This window comes from Archangium violaceum Cb vi76, assembly GCF_000733295.1.
Classification (GTDB): domain Bacteria; phylum Myxococcota; class Myxococcia; order Myxococcales; family Myxococcaceae; genus Archangium; species Archangium violaceum.
Window position 1 is genome coordinate 105,416 of the sequence record NZ_JPMI01000045.1, and the last position, 17,460, is coordinate 122,875.

Here is a 17,460-nt window from a genome sequence, read left to right on the forward strand (position 1 = left end):
CCGCCCCCTCACGAATCCTTGGCGAGATCCTCGGCCACCAGCCGCGCCAGCTCGGCGTCGGACAGCGCGTCGAGTGACTCCTCGAGTTGCCCCTTGGGCTCGGGCCGCGGCTCCTGGACCTCGAGCTTCAGTACGTTCTCCAGCAGGTGCCGCACCAGGAAGTCGATGGTGGGATGATCCAACGCCACCGTCGCGGGCACGGACACGCCGAGCCCCTTCTGCAACACGTTGCGCAGCTCGATGGCCATCAGCGAGTCCATGCCCATCTCGGCGAAGCCCTGGCGCCAGTCGAGCTGCCCGGGCTCCAGGCGGAGGATGCGAGCGACCTCCTCCTGGAGGCTGCTCTCCAGCACCTGGGAACGCTCGTGGGGCAGTGCCGCCGTGAGCCGCTCCGCGAGCGGATGGCGCGGCTGCGAGGCGGCCACGGCCGCGTTCGGCCCGGCGGTGGGGCGAGCGGGAGCCATGGCCTCGTAGAAGGACGAGCGCCCCCTGGCCCCGAGCACCTCCAGGTACACCGGCCACTGCACGGACATGAGGGCCAACTGGGGCCGGCCACTCGCGAGCGCCTCGCCGAACAGCGCCAGGGCCTGCTTCGTCGCGAGCGCACGGATGCCCCGGCGTTCGAGCGCGCGCGCCAACGTTCCATCCGGCGCGCCCACCATGCCCGTCTCCGCCCACGGGCCCCAGTCGAGCGACTGCGCCACCAGCCCGCGAGCACGCCGCTCATGGGCGAGCGCGTCCAGGAAGGTGTTCGCCGCCGCGTAGTTGGCCTGGCCCCGCGAACCGAGCATCGCGGAGGCCGACGAGAAGAGGACGAAGAAGTCCAGCGGCCGGCCCTCGGTGAGCCGGTGCAGGTTCCACGCTCCCGCCACCTTGGGCGCCATCACGCGCTCGAAGCGCTCGAGGTCCTGCTGCGCGAGCGCCCCGTCATCCAGCACGCCCGCCGAGTGGATGATACCGCGCAGGGGCGGCGAGTCCGCGTCGAGGCGCTGGAGCAGCCGCGCCACCTCCGCCTCGTTGGAGACGTCCACGGAGGCCACGGTGACGTGGGCTCCCGCCTGCTCGAGCGCACGCACCGCCTCGGAGGCCGCGGCCGAGGGCGCACGGCGTCCCACGAGCGCCAGGTGACGTGCCCCTTGCTCCACCATCCACCGGGCCACCTCCAGGCCCAACCCACCGAGGCCTCCCGTGACGAGGTAGGTGGCATCCGCCCGGAACGGGATGGAGCCAGCACGCGAGCCCGTGTCCTTGCGCAACACCGGGTGCAGGCGCACACCGCCACGGAAGGCCACCTCCCGCTCGGATGCATGACCGCCACCGCCCAGCTCGGCGTACAGGAGCCGGACGCTGCCCTCGAGATCCTCGGGGTCCAGGTCCACGCGGGTGCAGCGCAGCTCCGGGACCTCCAGGTCGATCACCCGGCCAAAGCCCCACAGCGGCGCCTGCGCGAGCGCGACGCCCGCCCGGGTGTCCTTCACCGCCTGGGCGCCCCGGGTGACGATCCACACGGGAGGCGCATCGTCGCGGCCCGCCAGCCCCTTCATGAGGTGCAGGGCCCCACCGCTCACTTCCAACGCGGCCCGCTGCACCGACTCCGCCGAGGCGTCGTCTTCGGTCCGCTGGTCCATGCCCCACAGGTACACCACGCCCGCGCAGCGGGCTGGCACGAGCGTCTCGATGGACACACGCGCGAAGCCCTCGGGACGCACGCGGAGCACGGGCGCGCCCTGCTCCTCCAGCATGCGCCCGAGCCGCTCGCCCACGCCCTGCGCATCCATCAGCAGCACCCAGGGCCGCTTGTCCGCCAGGGTCGCCGGGACGGGCTGGACCTCGGACGCGGGCTTCCAGGAGACCTCGTAGCGCGCCTCCTCCCGCCGCGCGTGCGTGCCGAGCCGCACCGCCTCGCGATTCGCCATCCGGGCCCGGAAGCCGACGACCTCCGCCACCAGCCCCTGCTCGTCGAGGATGCGCAGATCGCCCCCGAGGAGCTCTCCCACTGTGGGCTGCCCACCGCCCTCGATACGCGCATGGCACCACACCGTGCCCCGCGGCCTGCGGTAGACGGTGAAGCGCGAGACGCTGAAGGGAATGAGCATCGCGTCCGGGTGCCATGCCTGGGAATCCAGCGTCCAGCTCGTGAGCACCTGGAAACACGAGTCCACGAAGCCCGGGTAGAGCGGGTAGTCCTCCAGCCTGTCCGGCAGCGGAGGCAGCCGCATCTCTCCGAGGAGCTCATTCCCCACCCGGGCCACCGCGCGGATCCACTGGTAGCCCGAGCCCAGCGTGTAGCCCTTCTCCCGCATGCCCCGGTAGAGGTCTTCTCCCTGCACGCGCGCCTGGATGCGTGACAGCAGTTCCTCACGCGAGGTCCACGGCGCCGGCTGCTCCTCCCGGCCCACGCGCACCCCGCCGCTGGCGTGCAGTACCCACGTCTCCGCGCCGGTGTCGTCGCCCAGCGACTTCACCTCGAAGGCGTGGCCCCGCTCCTGGGGAGAGAGGATGACCTGGAGCGTGCGCTCCTCGTTCTCCGCGAGCACCAGCGCCTGCGGGAAGGCCACGTTCTCCAGGGTGCACGCGGGCGTGCCCCAGGTGTCCTCGATGACCGACAGGAGCAGCGACACGTGCGAGGACCCCGCCGCCACGATCGTCCCGCCGAGGCGATGGTCATCGAGATGCCCCGGACGCGAGGGCCCATAGGTCGTCTCGTACACGATCGCGTCGAGCGCCGGAGAGCGCAGCCGGCGGCCGAAGTGCGGGAGGTTCTCCGTCTCGTGCCGGGGCGCGAGGACCGCGCGAGGCGCCGTGCTCCGCCACCAGTAGCGCTGGCGCTGGAAGGGATAGGTGGGCAACGTCACGCGGCGCCGCTCGTAGGGCGCGTCGAAGGCCGCCCAGTCCACCGCCACACCCTTCACGTACAGCGCGCCGAGCGTCTTCAACAGCCGTGGCCACTCCGCTTCTCCCGGATGCAGGGGGAGGGACTCCAGGCCCTCGGTCAAGCCCGTCTCCGCGTGCAACCACGGCACCTTGCCCACCGCCATCCGCAGCCCTTCCTCCAGGCCGAGGACACCGGACTCCACCGCCGCCACGTACTCGCCCACGCCCCGCGCCACCATTGCCTGTGGCACCACGCCCCACGCCCTCCACATGCGCGCCAGGGCCCACTCCACCGCGAACACCGCGGCCCGGCCGTACGGTTCCTCCTTCAGCAGCGCGGAGTCCGCGCCGTACAGCACCTCCACCAGCGGCTTCTCCAGTACACCCTTCAGCGCCTCCGCGCAGTGCTCCAGCGCCTCGCGGAAGACGGGCTGCGTCTCGAACAGCTCCCGTCCCATGGCCGTGGATGGCTCGGCTTCACCGCCGAAGACGAAGGCCACCTTGGGCGCGGGGCTCACCGCACGCCCCGGCACCACACCCTCCACCTCGCGGCCCTGCTCCACCGCCGACAGCAACTCGCTCATCCGCTGGCCGCTGCCTCCCACCACCGCCAGCCGGTGCTCGAAGTGCGCGCGGCCCACCGCCGCCGTGAAGCACACGTCTCCCAGCTCCGTGCCGCCCTCGGCCAGTGCCTGGGCGTAGCGGCCCGCCTGGGCGCGCAGGGCCTCCGCGCTCCGCGCCGACAGCACCAGCACGTGCTCCGGCCGTTCCACCTCGCGCGTCCGCACGGGCCTCGGCGGCGCCTCCTCCAGCACCACGTGGGCGTTCGTCCCGCTGAAACCGAAGGAGCTCACCCCCGCGATGCGCCGGCCCTGCGTCGGCTCCCACGCCGTCAGCTCCACCGGCACCTTCACGCCCATGGACTTCCAGTCGATGTGCGGGTTCGGCTTCTTCAGGTGCAGGTGTGCCGGGAGCTGCCGGTGCCGCATCGCCAGCACCACCTTCATGAGGCCCGCCACGCCCGCCGCGGACTCCAGGTGGCCCAGGTTCGTCTTCACCGAGCCCATCCAAAGAGACTCGCCACCCTGGCGGCCTTCCTTCAGCACCGACCACGCCGCCTCCGCCTCGATGGGATCTCCCAGCGACGTGCCCGTGCCGTGCGCCTCCAGGTAGCTCACCTCCGAGGGCTTCACCCCCGCGCTCCCGAGTGCCTGGCGGATGACGGCCTGCTGCGCCAGCCCGTTCGGCACCGTGAGGCCGCTGCTCGCGCCGTCCTGGTTCACCGCCGTGCCGCGGATGACCGCGAGGATGTCGTCCCCTCGCGCCTGTGCCTCCGACAGCCGCTTGAGCACCAGCACGCCCGCGCCCTCGGCCCGCGCGAAACCGTTCGCCGAGGCGTCGAACGTCTTGCACCGGCCATCCGCCGCGAGCATCCGCGCCTTGCACACCGCCATCATCGGCTCGGGCGAGAGGATGAGGTTCACCCCCGCCGCCAGCGCCATCGTGGACTCGCCGTTACGCAGGCTCTGGCAGGCCAGGTGCAGCGCCGTCAGCGAGGACGAGCACGCCGTATCCACCGCCATGCACGGGCCTTGGAGGCCGAGCGTGTACGACAGGCGCCCGGCTACCACGTTCAGCGAGTTGCCCGAGGCGAACCACGCATCCACGTCCTCCGGCGCTCCCTGGAGGACGACGCGCGAGTAGTCCGCCGTGGTGATGCCCACGAAGACGCCCGTGCGCGTGTTGCGCAGCGCGCTCGCGTCCTGGCCGGCCCGCTCCAGCGCCTCCCAGGCCACCTCCAGCACCAGCCGCTGCTGCGGATCCATGCTCTCCGCCTCGCGCGGGGAGATGCCGAAGAACTGTGGCTCGAAGCGGTCCACCTCGCGCAGGAAGCCGCCGGAGCGCACGTACATCTTCCCCGGCGCCTCCGGATCCGCGTCGTACCAGGCGTCCACGTCCCAGCGGTCCGCCGGAATCTCCGAGATGGCGTCCGTGCCCTCGCGCAGCAGCCGCCAGAAGGCCTCCGGCGTGTCCGCTCCGCCCGGCAGCCGGCACGCCATGCCGACGATGGCGATGGGCTCGTCCGAAGCCGTGGGGGTATGGACCTCGGATGCGGCGGCACGGGGCGCCTCCGACTCGAGCTGCGAGGAGAGATGCTCCGTGAGCGCCTTCACGGTCGGGAAGTTGAACGCCAGGGTCGCCGGCAGCGGGAGGGCCAGCGCCTTCTGCAGCCGCTCCTTCACCTCCACCGCCATGATGGAGTCCAGCCCCAGCTCGTTGAAGCCGCGCTCGTCATCCACGGACTGGCCGGGTGCCAGGCCGAGGATGCGCGACACGGACTCCTGAACCAACTTGCGCAACGCCTCGCGCCGGGCGGTGGCGGTGGGGGCCTCTCGCCAGGGGGCCGGGACGGTGCTCTTCGCCGCCGGGAGTTCCCTGGGCCAGGCGGCCATCCCGGTGCGGAGCCGGGACAGCATGGGCCGGGGACCCCGGGCCTCGAAGATGGGCAGGAAGCGCTCCCAGCGGATGGTGGCCACCATCGCCTGCGGCACGCGCGAGCCCACGAGCCGCTCCATCCAGCCCAGCGCCGCCTGCCGATCCAGCACCTCCACGCCCATGTTCATCAGCCAGCGGCCCTGTTCCTCGGAGGCGGCGCCACGGCCGCTCCAGAGGCCCCAGTTGATGCTGGTGGCCGCGAGCCCCAGCGCGTGCCGGTGCGCCGCGAGCCCGTCCAGGAAGCTGTTGGCCGCGGAGTAGTGCCCCACGCCCGACGAGCCCCACACCGACGAGATGGACGAGAAGAGGATGAAGAAGTCCAGCGGCTCGTCCCGCGTCAGCGTGTGCAGGTTCCAGGCACCGGCCACCTTCGGGGCCAGCACGCGCTCGAGCGTGTCCGCGTCCAGGTCCCGCACCCGCGACGTCGAGGACACCACCGCCGCGTGGACGACACCGCGCAGCGGGGGCATGGACGCTCGCACCCGCTCCAGCAGGGCCGCCATGTCGTCACGGAGCGCCACGTCCGCCTGGGCCAGCAGCACCTTCGCGCCCGCGGCCTCCAGCTCACGCACGCCCGTGATGCGCTCGGCCAGCTCGCCCCCCTGGGCCAGGGCCGCGTCCCACTGTGAGCGCTCGGGCATCGCCCTGCGCGCGGTGAGCACGAGATGCCGGGCCCCCCGGCGCACCAGCCAGCGCGCCACCTCGAGTCCCAGCGCCCCCTGCCCTCCCGCGATGAGGTACGTGGCCTCCGCCTGGACGGGAACGGGCTTCGACTCCGGAGCCTCGCGCTCCACCAGCCGCGCCACGTACCGCTGGCCGCCCCGCAACACCACCTGGTCCTCGTCCCCGGCCGAGCGCAGCTCTTCCCAGAGTGGCCGTGCGCCGTCCTCGGGGCCCAGGTCGATCAACCCGCCCCAGCGGCCCGGGCTCTCCAGCGCCACGCTCCGCCCGAGTCCCCACAACGTCGACTGCGCGGGCTCCACCTTCTCCACGCCCGAGCCCACCGCCTGGGCGCTCCGGGTCACCACCCACAGCCGGCCACCGGGCTCCGGTGCGCCCTCCACGACGCGCAGCACGGAGGCCACGCTGGCGCAGGACTCGCGGATGCCCGAGCCCTCCACGTTCGTCACGTCCAGGGCACCCAGGTACACCACACCCGCACAGGGCGAGCTCGCGGAGAAACGTTCGCGCCACACCCGCTCCAGCGCCGTGACATCACCCGCGTCCACCTTCACGCAGGCACCACCCTGGGCCTCGATGCTCGCAGCGAGCTGTTCGCCCACTCCGCCGCGATCACACAACAGCAGCCAGGTGCCACTCACCGGTGCGGGAGCGGACGCCGGACGCTGCGCGGGCTGCCACTCCAGCGCGTACAGGTCACCCCGCGTGCCGTCCGGTGCTTCCGTGGCGGAGTCCTGGCCCGGCGCGGCCTGTGCGGACTTCCCGGCGGAGGACGACTCCGGAATGGCCCAGTACCGCTGGCGCTGCCAGGGGTAGCGCGGCAGCACCAGCTTGCGGCGCGCGGGCTCGGGGTCCACCTTGCTCCAGTCCACCTGCTGGCCCCGGACGAACAAGCGGCCCAGGACGCCCAGCACCTGCTCCACGTCGTCCTTGCCCTTGCGCAACGAGGGGAGCCACTCGGGCCCGTCCCCCAGGCACGCCTTGCCGAGCCCCAGCAACGTGGTGTGCGGGCCGATCTCCACATAGGTGTCGATGCCCAGGCCGCGCAGCGACTCCATGCCCTCGTGGAAGCGCACGGCCTCGCGGGCATGACGGCGCCAGTAGCCGGGAGCCCCCAGTTCGATGGGGCCCACCGGCCGGCCGGTGACGTTGGAGATGAGGGGCAACTTCCCGGGAGACCGGGCCATCCGCGACGCCCTCGCCTCCAGCGCCTCGAGCATCGGCTCCACCAGCGGCGAGTGGAAGGCATGCGAGACGTTGAGCTTGCGCGTCGCGATGCCCTGGGCCTCCAGTGCGGAGGTGACGCGCTCCACGGCCTCGGCCGCACCGGACAGGGAGAGCTGGCCCGGCCCGTTGTACGCGGCGATGGACACGCGGTCCTGGTACGGCGCGAGCAGCGGCGCCACCTGGGCCTCGGTGGCGAACACCATGCTCATGACGCCGCCCGGAGGCAGTGCCTGCATGAGCCGGCCACGCTCGGCGATGAGGTCCAGCGCGTCCTCCAGGGAGAGGATGCCGGCCACGCACGCGGCGGCGAACTCCCCCACGCTGTGTCCCATCACCGCGTCCGGCACCACGCCCCACGAGCGCCACAGTTCCGACAGCGCGTACTGCAGGGCGAACATCGCCGGCTGGCTGTAGCCCGTCTGGTCGATGGGCGACGGGGCACCGTCCCTCGGGTACAGCACGGACAGCAGGTCCATCCTCGGCTCGAGCCGCGCGGCGCACCGGTCCAGCGCGTCGCGGAAGACGTCCGAGGTGTCGTAGAGCTTCCTGCCCATGCCGGCGAACTGGGCGCCCTGGCCGGTGAAGAGGAAGGCCACCCTGGGCGGTTGGTTCCCCGCCTTGCCCTGGGCCACCTGCTCCGGCTTCGTGCCCGAGGCGAAGGCGGACAGGCTCGCGGCCAGCGCCTGCGTGGAGCCGCCCACCACGGCCAGCCGGTGCGGCATGCACGCGCGGGTGGTGTTGAGGGTGAAGCACACGTCCGCCGCGTCCAGTTCCGGGTGGGCGGTGAGGTGCTCGGCCTGACGGCGCGCCAGGGCCGCCAGCGCCTCCTCCCCACGAGCCGAGAGCGTCAGCAGGTGCGTGGGACGTGGAGCGGGCGCCCGCGCGGGAGGGGCCGAAGGAGGCGCCTCTTCCAGGATGATGTGCGCGTTGGTGCCGCTCATGCCGAACGCGCTCACGCCGGCCAGCCGGGGCACCGCCGAGCGCTTCCACGGCTGGAGCTCGGTGGGGACGTAGAAGGGAGTGCCCTCCAGCCGGATGCGCGGGTTGAGCCGGCTGTAGTTGAGGTGCTTGGGGATGGCCTCGTGCTGGAGCGCCAGCACCGTCTTCATGAGGCCGGCGATGCCCGCGGCGGCCTCCAGGTGGCCCATGTTCGTCTTCACCGAGCCGAGCGCGCACCGCGAGCCATCCGGCCTCGGCCTGCCCAGCACGTCCACGAGCGCCTCGACCTCGATCGGGTCTCCGAGCGGAGTGCCAGTGCCATGCGCCTCGATGTAACCGAGGGCGGAGGGGTCCACCTTCGCGCTGGCGAGCGCCTGCCGCAGCAGGGCCTGCTGGGCGAGCATGTTGGGCGCGGTGAGTCCCTGCGAGCGCCCATCCTGGTTGACGGCCGAACCACGGATGACGGCGAGGAGGGTGTCGCCCTGGGCCTGCGCATCCGACAGGCGCTTGAGCACGACGAGGCCGCAGCCCTCACCGCGCACGAAGCCATTGGCGCGGGCGTCGAAGGCACTGCACCGGCCGTTGGGAGAGAGCGCCTGCATGCGCAGGAGCGTCTCCGTGACGGACGGGTCCAACACGAGGTTCACACCGCCCGCGAGCGCCACGGAGCACTCGCCCGCGCGCAGGCTCTGGCAGGCCAGGTGGATGGCCACCAGCGAGGACGAGCACGCCGTGTCCACCGCGAGGCTCGGCCCCTGCAACCCGAGCGTGTACGAGACGCGCCCGGGCGGGAAGCAGTGGCCGTTGCCGGTGCCGTAGTAGGCGTCGATGCGCTCGGGCTCGGTGGGCAGCAGCCGGTAGTAGTCGTCCCCGGTGAGTCCCACGAAGACGCCCGTGGCGGACTGCGCCAGCCGCTCGGGGTCCTGCCCCGCGTGCTCCAGCGCCTCCCAGGCCACCTCCAGCAGCAGGCGCTGGCGAGGGTCCATGCTGGAGGCCTCGCGCGGGGAGATGCCGAAGAAGTCCGCGTCGAAGCCGCTCACGTCCTCGAGGTACCCGGCCCAGCGCGGCGCGCTCGCGTCCGAGCCCACGCGGCGAGAAGCGGGCTCGCGGCGGACGGCATCCCTCCCGGCCGACAGCAGCTCCCAGTACGCCTCCGGCGTGTCCGCTCCGCCGGGGAAGCGGCACCCCATTCCGATGATGGCGATGGGTTCGGTGCGGGCCCGCTCGAGCGAGTCGATACGGGCCTGCATCTTCTGCATGGCCATCACCGCACGAGCCAGGCGCTGCTTGAGCTCGTCCTTCACGTCCTCACTCACTGCGTGTCCTCCCAGCCCGCCAGCACGTCATCCACCATCTCGAGCAACTTCCCTTCCGACAGCTCCGCGAGCTGGTGGGCCTCTGGCTCCGCCTGGGCGGAGGGCCGGTTCATGAGGAGCGGCTGCTCCGCCGGGGTGGCGGGAGCCGGTGCATCGGCCTGTTTGGCGGTGAGCCCCAGTTGATCCAGCAGGTACACCGCCAGCGTCGCCAGGGTGGAGTGCGCCCACAGCAGCGTCACCGACAGCTTCAGCTCCAGCGTGGCCTCGATGCGGTTGCGCAGCTCCAGGCTCATCAGCGAGTCGAGCCCCAGGCCACGGAACGGCTCGTGCCGTCCCACGCGCGACGGATCGATGCGCAGCACCTGGGCGAGCCGCTCGCGCAGGTAGGCCTCCATCTTGCCCGTCCGCTCGCTCGCGTTGGCCCGCCGCAGCTCCAGCAACAGGGCGGAGCGGCCGCGCTGGCCGTCTCCATGGCGTTCCGCGGCCAGCTCCTCCCAGATGCGCAGCGACGCCGCGCTCGGGAAGAACTCCAGCCACTGGCGCACGTCGAGCGCCACCGCGCCCACGTGCACCGCGCCCTCCTGCATCAGGCGCTCGAGCATCATCGCGCCCTGGCGCGGGGTGAAGCTGGCCATGCCCTGGTGCGCCAGCCGCTCGCCACGGTTGGCGTGCGCCGCGGCCAGCCCCACCTCGGAGAAGGGGCCCCAGTTCACGCTCAGCGCCGGCAGGCCCCGCTGGCGCCGGTAGTGGGCCAGCGCATCCATGGCCGCGTTGGCCGCCGCGTAGTTGCCCTGGCCCGGCAGTCCCAGCAGCGCGGACATGGACGAGTAGAGGACGAAGAAGTCCAGCGACTCGTCGCGGGTGAGCATGTGCAGGTTCCACGCGCCCTGGATCTTCGGGGCCATGACGGTGCGGAAGCGCGCCGGCTCCTGCTGCTCCAGGGTGCCGTCATCGAGCACGCCCGCGCAGTGCAGCACGCCCCGCAACCGGGGCATGTCCCCCCGCGTGCGGGCCACCACCTCGGCCAGGCGCCGGGCGTCCGCCACGTCCGCCCGTGCCACCTCGACCCGTGCGCCCTGGGCCCGCAGCGTCTCCAGGTGCTTCTGGACGTCCTCGGAGGGAGTGCTCCGGCCCGTGAGCAGCAGGTGCCGCGCGCCATGCTCCACCAGCCAGCGGGCCGCCTCCAGGCCCAGGCCGCCGAGGCCACCGGTGATGAGGTACGTCGCGTCCTCTCGTACCCGGAAGCCCGCGCGCGGCGGCACCACGCGCAGGTGCGGATCGTCCATGGTGACGACGAGCTTGCCCACGTGCTGGCCCTGCGCCATCTCGCGGAAGGCCTCGGAGGCCAGCGACACGGGGAAGGCCCGGTGCGTCACGGGCTTCAGCGTGCCCGCGGCCATCTGCTCCACCACCTCGTGCAGCAGCCGCGAGCACAGCGCCGGGCGCTGCTCCCGCAGGCCCACCAGATCGATGGCCGCGTAGATGAGGCGGCGGCTGAACTGCGACAGATCCAACGCGCGTCCGGCGTGGATGTCGCGGTTGCCCACCTCCAGGAAACGGCCGTCCGGCGCCAGCACCTCCATGCTCCGGGTGATGGCGTCACCCGAGAGGGAGTTGAGCACCGCGTCCACGCCCTCGCCATTCGTGAGGCGCATCACCTCGTCGGCGAAGGCCAGCGTGCGCGAGTCCATCACGTGCTGGATGCCCAGCGAGCGCAGCAGCTCGCGCTTCTCCGGCGTGCCCGCGGTGGCGAACACCTCCACGCCCAGGGACTGGGCGATCTGCACCGCCGCCAGGCCGAGTCCGCCCGCGGCCGAGTGGATGAGGACACGCTCGCCCTTCTGCAGCCGGGCCAGGTGGTGCAGCGCGTACCAGGCCGTCATGAAGACACTGGGGATGGAGCTGGCCTCCGCGGCGCTCATGCCCGAGGGACGGCGCACGGCGAAGCGCGCATCCGTGACGACGTGCGAGGCCATGGCCGAGGGCGTGAAGGCCACCACCTCGTCACCGGCCTCGAGGTTCGTCACGCCCTTGCCCACCGCCACCACGCGGCCGGCGCAGTCGAGCCCCAGCGGCAGGCCCTCCAGCGGCACGCCGGGAGCCCCGCCCTTGCCCTTCATGACGTAGAGGCCCATGGTCTTCATCACGTCGATGAAGTTGAGGGCCGAGGCCTCGACGGCGATCTCCACCTCGCCCGGGCCGGGCTCGCGCCGCTCGGACATGCGCACGGACACGCCGCCGAAGGAGCCCGCCGGGGGCGTCTCCACCTGGAAGGGCCGTCCCGCCGCGGGCAGCAGCGGCTCCATGAACAGCTCCTTCGCGCCCGAGCGCCGGACGAGCCGCGCCACGAAGCGCGCACCGGCCCGCAGGGCCACCTGCTCATCCTCGGCCCGCGCGGCCAGCTCGCGGCCCAGCGACTCCACGTCCACCATGGGCGAGGAAGGGTCCAGGTCCACGCACGTGCAGCGCAGCTCCGGGTGCTCGTGGCCCACGGCGCGGCCCAGGCCCCAGAGGGCCGCCTGGAGCGCCCCCGTCGCGGGCGAGCCCAGCACGGGGTAGGCGCCCCGCGTCACCAGCCACAGGCGCGGCGGATCCCTCCACCCGAGCCGCAGCACCTCCTGGACGATGCGCAGCGCGCCGCCGCAGGCCCGCACCGCCTCGTCGAGGGCCTGATCGCCCGGCACGTCCGGGGCCGGCATGTCCAGGCCCCACAGGTACGCCACGCCCGCGCAGGCGCCACCGGCCGGCAGGCACTGCTGCAACATGGCGCGCAGGTCCTCGCGCGAGCCAGGTGTCACCGCGAAGTGCCGGGCCCCCAGCTTGCGCAGACCCTGGCCCGCCTCCACGCGGATGCAGGCCCCTCCCCACGACTCCAGCATGTCCGCGAGCGCGGAACCCACGCCGGACGCGTCCTGGAAGATGAGCCAGGGCGACTCGTCCGAGCCGGGCTCGAACACCGCGGGCAGACCCACCCGGCGCCAGGCCAGCTCGAAGAGGGAGCGGTCCTGCTCGGAGCGGGTGCGGCCGTAGCGCGTGGGCAGCGCGGAGAGCTCCAGGCCCTCCACCTCGACGAGCGGCACGCCCTGCCCGTCGAGCAGGACGACGTCGCCCTCGAGGGGCGTGCCCTTGCGCCAGGACTCGGGCGGTGGCAGGCGCGCATGGGCCCACTTCGGCGTGCCCTTGCGCAGCACCTCGAAGCGGCGCAGGCGGACGGGGACGAAGGTGGTGTCACCGGCGGGCAGCGCCTCCAGCAGCACCTGCAGCGCGGCGTCGAGCACCGCGGGGTGGAGTTCGCCCTGCTGCGCGAGCGACTCGGGCGGGGAGAGGCGGCCCACGGCCTCGCCGTCCTGGCGCCACACCTCCTTGAGTCCGCGGAAGGTGGGGCCGTACTGGAGCCCGCGCTGCTCCATGTCCAGGTAGTGCACCTCGGTGAGGCGGACTTCGGAGCAGCGCCGTTGGAGGTCCTCCACCCGCACCGCGGGCAGCGCGCCGCGCCCGTTGGAGTCCGACGCGCGCACGCGGCCCTGGGCGTGCAGCGTCCACATCTCCGCGCTGCTGCCGCCCGGCGTGGGGATGAAGCTGGACACCTTGAAGGAGATGGCGCCCGTGGAGCCCACGTCCACCAGCAGCTCGGCCCGGCGGGTGCCGTCCCCGAGCAGGGCCAGGGCCTCATGGATGCGCACGTCCTCGAGCGTCCACGGCCCGGGGCCGAGCGCCGACTGCACCGCCATGGACACCCAGTCCAGGTACGCCGTGGTGGGCAGGATGATGGTGCCCTGCACCCGGTGGTCTCCCAGCCAGGGCAGGTTCTGCGCGCCCACCTCCACGTCCCAGAAGAAGGCTCCGGGACGGAGCGACGAGCGGCGCACCGGCCCCAGCAGGGACTGGTTGCGCTCCTCGCGGGACAGCTTCGGGGCGGGGCTCGCACCGGGCTGGAACCAGCAGTCCTGACGCTGCCAGGGGTAGTCGGGCAGCCGCACCCGCCGGCCCCCTTCCGGGTGCAGCGCCTTCCACTCCACGTCGCGGCCGGCCGCGTAGAGGCCGCCGAGCGTCTCCAGCATCACCTCGCGCTCGGGCTGCTCGCGCCGCACGGACGGCAGCACGGTGGCCTCCATGCGCAGGTGGGCGATCGTCTGCTCGATGGCGGGCAGCAGCACCGGGTGCGGGCTCACCTCCACGAAGAGCGAGTGCCCGTCGTGGGCGAGCCGCTCCACCACCGGCGCCAGCAGCACGGGCTCGCGCAGGTTGCGCACCCAGTAGGCCGGCTCCAGGTCCGTGCCGTCCGACACCTCGCCCGTCACGGTGGAGAAGAGCGACACCTCGCCGCGCCGGGGCGCCAGGCCCTCCAGCGCGCGCAGCAGGTCCTCCCGCAGCGGCTCCATCTGCGGGCTGTGCGAGGCCACGTCCACCTTCACCCGGCGGCAGAAGACGTCGCGCGCCTCCAGCTTCTCCAGCACCTGGGCGAGCGCGTGCGGCTCACCGGAGAGCACGGTGGAGCGGGGGCTGTTGCTGGCCGCCACGGACAGCCAGTCCTCGAGGCCGCGGATGGCCATGCGCGCCTCGTCCATCGTCAGCTCCACCACCGCCATGCCGCCCTGGCCGCTCACCCGGCGCAGCAGCAGGCTGCGGCGGCAGATGATGCGGGCCGCGTCCATCAAGTCCAACGCGCCGGCCACGTGCGCCGCGGCCACCTCGCCCATGCTGTGGCCCACCACCATGTCGGGCACCACGCCCCAGGCGCGCCAGAGCCGGGCCAGGGCCACCTGGATGGAGAAGAGCGCGGGCTGCACCTGATCGATGCGCTCCATCCACCCCGGGTTGTCCGAGGCCAGCAGCTCCATCAGCGACCAGTCCACGAAGCGGCGCAGCGCGGCGTCACACTGCTCGAGCGCGGAGCGGAACACGGGCTCCTCGGCCATGAGCCGGCGCCCCATGCCGAGCCACTGCGAGCCCTGGCCCGGGAAGACGAACACCACGGGCTGGTGCCGGCCATCCGCGTGGCGGGTGACGGAGAGCCCCGGGCGGACCTCGCCGCGCAGGAAGGCCGTCAGGCCGTCGCGGGCCTCGGCGGGGGTGTGGGCCAGCAGCGCCAGCCGGTAGTTGAGGTGGCTGCGGGTGACGGACGCCGAGTAGCAGACGTCCTGGAGCGACAGGGGGTGCGACTCCAGGCGGGAGGCGACGCGGCGGGCGGCCTCCGCGAGCGCCTCGGGCGTCTGGGCGGACAGGGGCAGCAGGTGCGTGCGGCCCGGCGCCAGGGCGGGCGGCTTGTCCGAGGGCAGCACGGCCACCGGCGTCTCCGGCGGCGGCAGGGCTTCCCAGCGCACCGGCACGCCCCGCACATGCAGCGCGCCGAGCGCCTCCAGCAGGGAGGCCCGTGCCTCGTCACGGCGCAGCGAGCCCACCACCACGCCCGTGCGTCCGGCCTTGCGCAACAACTGCTCCACCGGGCGGCACAGCACCGGGTGCGGGCTGAGCTCCACGAAGGCGTCGACGCCTTCGGCCATCAGCCGCTCCACGGCCTGGGCGAAGCGCACCGGCTGGCGCGGGGTGCGGCAGCGCGCGTCTCCCATGCGGCCATCCGGCCCCACCTCGCGCGCCACGGTGGACACCCAGCGGATGCCCCCCTCGCGCTCCCACAGCTTCTCCTGGGCCGCCTCCAGCTCGTCGCGCAGCGGCTCCCACTGGCTCAGGCGGCTGGCGCGGTACACCTTCCATACCGCGTCCGCGGCCTCCAGGCCTCCGGCGATGCAGGCGGCGGCCACCTCTCCCACGCCGTGGCCCACCACCACCTCGGGCTCCACGCCCCAGGCACGCCACAGCGCCGCCAGCCCCACCTGCACCGCCAGCGTCAGCGGCTCGGCGGCGTCCTCGTCCGAGAGTATCCGCGCGTGTGGATCCCTCAGCGCCTCCACCAGCGACCAGCCCGCCAACGGCATGAAGGTGGTGTCCAGCGCCTCCAGCCGCGCGCGGAACACCGGCTCCGTGGCCAGCAGCTCGCGGCCCATGGCGGGCCACTGCGAGCCCTGCGGCGCGCACATGAAGGCCACGCGCGGACTTTCTCCAGGCTCGCTCGTGAAGAGGCCCGCGCGGCGCTTCCCCTGCCGGAAGGCCTTCAACTGCGTGGCCAGCTCCGCCCGCGTGCGGAAGGTGAAGGCCGCCCGGTACGCCCCCTGCCCCGCGTACGGCGCCCAGGTGCGGCACAGATCGCGCACGCACGCCGGATGCTCGTCGTGCTGCACCAGCTCCTCGGCCTTCGCCGCCCGGGCCAGCAGCTCCTCCGCGCTCTCCGCCGCCAGGGCCAGCAGCTCCTCGCGGCCCACCGGCGACTCCTCCAGCACCACGTGCGCGTTGGTGCCGCCCCAGCCAAAGGCGCTCACCCCCGCCGTCGCCGGCTCGTCCTCGCTGGGCCACGGCATCACCCGCTGCGGCAGGCTCAGCCGCAGCTCGCCGAAGGGAATGCGCGCGCTCGGCTCGCCGTGCAGCATGTGCGGCGGCACCAGCCGGCGCGACAGCGAGAGCGCCACCTTGATGAGGCCCATGATGCCCGCCGCCCCCTCCAGGTGGCCGACGTTCGCCTTCAACGAGCCGATGAGCAGGGGCCGATCGATGGCCCTCCCCTCCCCCAGGGCCGCGCCCAGCGCGCTGGCCTCGGTGGGGTCTCCCAGCGCCGTGCCCGTGCCGTGCGTCTCCACGTAGTGCACGCGGTTGGTGGGCACGCCCGCGCGCGCGTACGCCTCGCGCAGCAGCGCCGCCTGTCCGGGCACGCTCGGCGCGGTGAGCCCGTTGCCGGTGCCGTTGTTGTTCACCGCGCTGCCGCGGATGACGCAGTAGATGTGCGCGCCGGACGCGAGCGCCGCCGACAGCGGCTGGAGCACCACCAGGCCCGCGCCCTCGCCGCGCCCGAAGCCATCCGCTCCCGCGGCGAACGCCTTGCTGCGCCCGTCCGGTGCCAGCCCGCCGAACTTGGACAGCAGCACGTTCGCCTCGGGCGAGAACATCAGGTTGACGCCGCCCACCAGCGCCAGCCGCGACTCCCCCGAGCGCAGGCTCTGGCAGGCCAGGTGCACCGCCACCAGCGACGAGGAGCACGCCGTGTCCACCGTGAGGCTCGGCCCCTTGAGGCCCAGGAAGTACGAGAGCCGGTTGGCCACGATGTTGAGCGACTGGCCCGTCGCGCTGTGCAGCGTCACCGCCGCGCGCTCGCTCAGGTGCCGGTCCGCGTAGTCGTGCCAGATGGCCCCCATGAAGACGCCCGTGCGCGAGCCCTTCAGGCCCACCGCCGGCACCCCCGCGTCCTCCAGCGCCTCCCAGCACACCTCCAACATCAACCGCTGCTGCGGATCCATCTCCGCCGCCTCGCGCGGGGAGATGCCGAAGAAGAGCGGATCGAACCCGCCCACCCGCTCCAGGAAATAGCCATGACGGGTGTTGGCCTTGCCCGGAGCCTGGGGGTCCGCGTCGTACCAGATGCCGTTGTCCCACCGCTCCGCGGGCACCTCCTGGAGCAGATCCTTCCGCTCGCACAGCAAACGCCAGAAGGCCTCCGCATCCTGCGCACCTGGCAGACGGCAAGCGAGCCCCACCACCGCGATGGGCTCCGCTTCCTTCCCTCCCTGCGCGGCCCCGGCCTCGGCGCCCGTCAATTCCTGCTCCGCCTTCGTGGCGGATCCGGTGCCCGGGCCCAGCTGGCTCTCGCTTTCCGTCATGACTGTCGCCTTCCTGTGTCCGTCAAAGGTCCACTGCACTGTCGGCCACTGTCAACCGACCGACTGTCAATGAATTGCGTTCCTCACGGGTTTCGCTTGGTTTTGCGGTCCCGGCCTCTTGGTGCCTCTCACGGATGCGACTCCCCCCAGCATGCGCCCAGACGTGACTCGCGGAGAAATGCGAGGCGCTGGCTCGACTTACCGCAAAATCGCATGTCTCA

The 17,460-nt window shown here is 72.9% G+C and carries 2 protein-coding genes; both read right to left on the reverse strand.

Annotated features, from left to right (window positions below; all coding sequences use genetic code 11):
* Nucleotides 1-8 precede the first annotated feature (8 nt).
* Complete coding sequence (locus tag Q664_RS07815) at nucleotides 9-9,533, reverse strand: type I polyketide synthase (RefSeq protein ID WP_052517812.1); 9,525 nt, start codon at nucleotides 9,531-9,533, stop codon at nucleotides 9-11.
* Nucleotides 9,530-17,239 (reverse strand): type I polyketide synthase, encoded by a 7,710-nt coding sequence (locus Q664_RS07820; protein WP_052517813.1) that lies wholly within the window; start codon nucleotides 17,237-17,239, stop codon nucleotides 9,530-9,532. Before Q664_RS07820 ends, Q664_RS07815 begins: the two co-directional genes overlap by 4 nt.
* Nucleotides 17,240-17,460 lie beyond the last annotated feature (221 nt).